Annotated in this window: 5 protein-coding genes; all 5 read left to right on the top strand. The window is 65.6% G+C overall.

Features of this window, described 5'->3' with window-relative positions:
* Positions 1-882: ASKHA domain-containing protein (locus tag ACE3UY_RS02145; RefSeq protein ID WP_374685903.1), on the top strand; the 882-nt coding region annotated here is incomplete at its 5' end.
* Between the two features lie 177 nt (positions 883-1,059).
* Positions 1,060-1,758, top strand: a complete 699-nt coding sequence (locus ACE3UY_RS02140) for a corrinoid protein (protein WP_374685904.1) — start codon at positions 1,060-1,062, stop codon at positions 1,756-1,758.
* A 57-nt stretch (positions 1,759-1,815) separates the two neighbouring features.
* Positions 1,816-2,808 carry a betaine--homocysteine S-methyltransferase gene (bmt, locus tag ACE3UY_RS02135; protein WP_374685902.1) on the top strand — a complete coding sequence of 331 codons (993 nt, stop codon included), beginning with the start codon at positions 1,816-1,818 and terminating at the stop codon, positions 2,806-2,808.
* Positions 2,809-2,943: 135 nt separating this feature from the next.
* A complete protein-coding gene (locus ACE3UY_RS02130) occupies positions 2,944-3,489 on the top strand; it encodes a methylenetetrahydrofolate reductase C-terminal domain-containing protein (RefSeq protein WP_374685901.1) in 546 nt (181 codons plus the stop codon).
* Positions 3,473-4,501, top strand: a complete 1,029-nt coding sequence (locus ACE3UY_RS02125) for a methylenetetrahydrofolate reductase (RefSeq protein ID WP_374685900.1) — start codon at positions 3,473-3,475, stop codon at positions 4,499-4,501. The genes ACE3UY_RS02130 and ACE3UY_RS02125 overlap by 17 nt, the downstream gene beginning before the upstream one ends.
* Positions 4,502-4,677: the final 176 nt, after the last annotated feature.

The raw sequence follows: 4,677 nt of genomic DNA, 5'->3' as shown, positions 1-4,677 counted from the left end.
GGGGCGCAGATCAGCTTTGGCATGCGCGCCGCGCCGGGGGCCATCGAGCGGGTGCGCATCGACCCGAACACCTGGGAGGCGCGCTTCCGCGTCATCGGCGAGGAGCGCTGGTCGGACGAGTGGCGGCGCGGGCCGGACGCCCCGGTCGAGGCGCAGCCGCAACACCTGGCGGCGGGCATCTGCGGCTCCGGCATCATCGAGGTCGTAGCCGAGATGTACCTGGCCGGCATCCTCCTCCCCGACGGCCGCTTCAACCCGGAACCACCTACACCGAGCGATTCTCCTGCTCCCCTGCCCCCCCGCACCCCCGCCCCCCCGCTCCCCAGCGCTCGTCTCACCTGGCACGGCAAAAAAGGCGCCTACATCCTGGCGACCGGCGATCAGACAACCACCGGCCAGCCCATCCTGGTGACGCAGGACGACGTGCGCAACATCCAATTGGCGAAGGCGGCGCTCTACGCCGGGGTCAAGCTGCTGATGAATCGCGCCGGCGTGGCGCGAGTGGACTTCATTACGCTGGCTGGGGCCTTTGGCAGCTACATCGATCCGAAGTACGCCTTGCTGCTGGGGCTGATCCCCGATTGCCCGCTGGAACGGGTGACGGCCGTTGGCAACGCCGCCGGCGATGGAGCGCGTATCGCCCTGCTGAATCGCGACAAGCGCGCGGAGGCGCAGGAGATCGCCCGCTGGGTAACCTACGTCGAGACGGCCGTTGACCCGGACTTCCAGAACGAGTTCGTCGGCGCGATCCACATCCCGCACGCGAGCGACGGGTTTCCGAATCTGGAAAGCCAGCTGGGCGCGCCGCTGCCGCGGATGACTGGCCCCGCGGGGAATGGCGCGAGGCGCGGCGGGCGTATCCGCCAAAGGCGCCCGTTGTAGCGCGGGTTGGCAACCCGCGTCTTCTGAAACAACTACATAACGCGACCTGGCGCGGGGTCTTTGACCCGCATCAATTCAGGGTAGAGTGAAGGACGCGGGTTGCCAACCCGCGCTACATCTAGGGTAGGGTGGGAAACGCGGGCTAACAGCCCGCGCCACATGGAAGAAGGTATGTCGATGACCGAAGATGAGATCAATCTGCAAGAGATGTCGGATGACGAGATCTATGAGTTGATGAAGGAAGATCTCTATGACGGCTACGCCGAGGAGATCGAGGAAGAAGTCAACGAGATGCTGGCGCGGGGCCACGAACCGTATGCCATCCTGACCAATGGGCTGGTCGCGGGCATGGACATCGTCGGCATCGACTTCCGCGACGGCATCCTCTTCGTGCCCGAGGTGCTGATGGCGGCCAAGGCGATGAAGGCCGGTATGGGTATCCTGCGCCCGCTGTTGGCCGAGACGGGCGCGCCAAAGATCGGCACGATGGTCGTCGGCACGGTCAAGGGCGATATCCACGACATCGGCAAGAATCTGACGTCGATGATGATGGAGGGGGCCGGCTTCGAGGTCATCGACCTGGGCATCAACAACTCAGTCGAGAACTTCATGGCCGCCATCGAGAAGCACAAGCCCGAGATCCTGGGCATGAGCGCGCTGCTGACTACGACCATGCCCTACATGCGCGTCGTCATCGAGGCGCTGAAGACGGCCGGCATTCGCCAGGACATCATCGTGATGGTTGGCGGCGCGCCACTGAACGAAGCGTTCGCCGAAGAGATCGAGGCCGACGCCTACTGCCGCGACGCTGCCGTGGCCGTAGAGACGGCCAAGCGCTTCATGAAGATCCGCCGCGCCCAACAGAAGGCCCTGTAGGGGCAGACCCGCGTGCCTGCCCAAATGGCTCCTGTCCGCCGACCGCGGAGTAACGTTATGAACAAGCTCGAACAACTGCTGCAATCCTCCCCTACCGTCGTCCTGGACGGCGCGATGGGCACCATGCTCTTCGCCGCCGGCCTCCAGGCGGGCGCGCCGCCGGAAGAGTGGAACGTGGCCTACCCTGACCGCATCCGGGCCGTCCACCGGCAGTACATCCAGTCAGGTTCGCAGATCATCCTGACCAACTCCTTCGGCGGCACGCGCTACCGCCTGAAGCTGCACAATCTTCAGGACCGCGTGTTCGAACTGAACAAGGCCGCGGCCCAGAACGCCCGCGCCGAGGCCGACGCCGCGCTCCACCCGGTGCTGGTGGCCGGTTCGATGGGGCCGACGGGCGAACTGCTGGCCCCGATGGGCAACATGGCGTTCGCCGACGCCATGGCCGCTTTCGCCGAGCAGGCGCGCGGGCTGGCCGCCGGCGGCGTCGATCTGTTGTGGGTCGAGACGATGAGCGACCTGGAAGAGGTGCGGGCCGCGGTGGAAGGCGCTCGCTCGGTCACCGATCTGCCCATCTGCGCCACCATGAGTTTTGACACCAACGGCCGCACCATGATGGGCGTCACCCCAGCCCAGGCCGTCCGCACGATGAAAGCATGGGGGCTGACGGCCATTGGCGGCAACTGCGGCAACGGTATCGCCGAGATCGAGGGCGTCATCGACGCCATGCACCACGAAGCGCCGGAGGTGCGCCTGATCGCTAAGGCCAACGCCGGCATCCCTCAATGGCGCAACAATGAACTGATCTACGACGCCACGCCGCCGGTAATGGGCCTCTATGCCCAGCGCGTGCGCGCCCTGGGCGCATCGTTCATCGGCGGCTGTTGCGGCAACGGGCCGGCCCACATCGCGGCTATCGCTGAGGCGCTGCGCTCGCCCATCTCGGAGGCCGATCTGACGGCGCTGGAAGCTGAGCGGGCCCAAGCCGTCGGTAACGGCGCGACCGGCGCGGCGACCCGCGAGCGAAGCCATCGCCGCCACCGCGAGTAGGGGCGGGTTTCAAACCCGCCCCTACAGATCTTGTAGCGCGGGATGGTATCCCGCATCTGGGACGTGAAGAGGCGGGATACCATCCCGCCCTACAAGCTTGGTGGCGCGGGATGACATCCCGCGCCGGAGTAGCCCATGTCACTGCAAACCTGGCTCCAAGCGCGCCCCGCCCTGTTGGAGCGCGTCTATGATCTAACGCATCGTTTCTTCAACTGGGCTGACCCACTGATCGCGCGTATTGGCTATGAGCGGGCGGATCGCTGGTTGCGGCCGTTCGAGAAGCCGGCCAAGGAATGGTCATTCGACTGCCGCATGTGCGGCCAATGTATCCTGCACTCGACGGGCATGACCTGCCCGATGACTTGCCCCAAGAACCTGCGCAACGGCCCCTGCGGCGGCGTGCGCGCCAATGGTCATTGCGAAGTCAAACCGGAGATGCGCTGCGTCTGGGTGCAGGCTTTCGAGCGGTCGCAGAAGATGCCGCTCTACGGCCACGAAATGTTGTGGATTCAGCCGCCGGTCAATCACTGCCTGAAAGGGGACTCGGCCTGGATCAACATGCTGACCGGCGCGGACGTGGAGTACCCCGAAGGGTGGCGCGCCATCCCCTCACAGGTCGATCTCAAACAAGCCATTCCCGTGCTGCCTGTATCGAGTAATGGACATGGATCATCACTATAAATCAGACGGCAGTCTGGAGCGTGTCCTGCGGGCAGGCCGCTTCGCCGTCACCGCCGAACTGAACCCGCCCGACAGCGCCGACCCACAAGAGGTCTACGACGCGGCTGTGGTGCTGGCCGGGGTGTGCGACGGGATCAACGCCACCGACGCTTCCGGCGCCAACTGCCACATGTCGAGCGTCGCCATCTGCGCCCTGCTGACGCGCGCCGGCTACTCCCCCGTCTACCAGGTCTCCTGCCGCGACCGCAACCGCATCGCCATCCAGGGCGACCTGCTGGGCGCGGCGGCGATGGGCGTCAGCAACGTGTTGTGCCTGACGGGCGACGACGTGACCAACGGCGATCAGCCGCAGGCCAAGCGGGTGTTTGACTTTGATTCCACCCAACTGCTGCGCACGGCGCGCATTATGCGTGACGAGGGCATGTTCCTGAGCGGGCGCAAGCTGACCGTGCCGCCCCGCCTGTTCCTGGGGGCGGCCGAGAACCCGTTCGCGCCGCCGTTCGAGTGGCGGCCGCTGCGCCTGGCCAAGAAGGTGGAGGCGGGGGCCGACTTCATCCAGACGCAGTACTGCTTCGACGTGCCGCGGCTGGAGGCGTTCATGGCGCGCGTGCGCGACCTGGGGCTGCACGAGCGGGTGTTCATCCTGGTCGGCGTCGGGCCGCTGCGCGGGGAGAAAGCGGCCGAGTTCATGCGCGCCAAAGTGCCGGGCGTCTACATCCCGGACGAGGTGATCGCCCGGCTGCGCGGCGCGGCCAAAGGCAAGCAACGCGCCGAGGGCAAGCGCATCTGCGTCGAGATTATCCAGCAGGTGCGCGAGATTGCCGGTGTAGCCGGCGTGCACGTGATGGCCTACCGGCAGGAGGAGTTGGTGGCCGAGATCATCGAGGAGGCCGGGCTGCTGCCGCGTCCCTACCAGACAGGCACACCGGCCGGCGAAGAGGCCGCCCGCCACGACCACCACCGCCCGCGCCATTACCATCACCCACACCTGCACCCGCCCGACCACGCCTGACGGAAGAAAGAATCCACAGATTTCACAGATGACACAGATATCTCAGAAAAAATCTGCGTCATCTGTAAAATCTGTGGATTCTTTGTTGGTTTAGGAGGACGGAGCTTTATGGAGACGATCATCCAATCGCGGACGAAGACGGTGCGTATTGGGCCAGAGCGGCCGTTTGTGATCAT

Origin of the sequence: Promineifilum sp. (SeqCode) (assembly GCF_041918635.1) — a bacterium.
In the GTDB taxonomy this organism is placed as follows: domain Bacteria; phylum Chloroflexota; class Anaerolineae; order Promineifilales; family Promineifilaceae; genus Promineifilum.
This window is presented reverse-complemented; position numbering and strand designations above follow the sequence as displayed.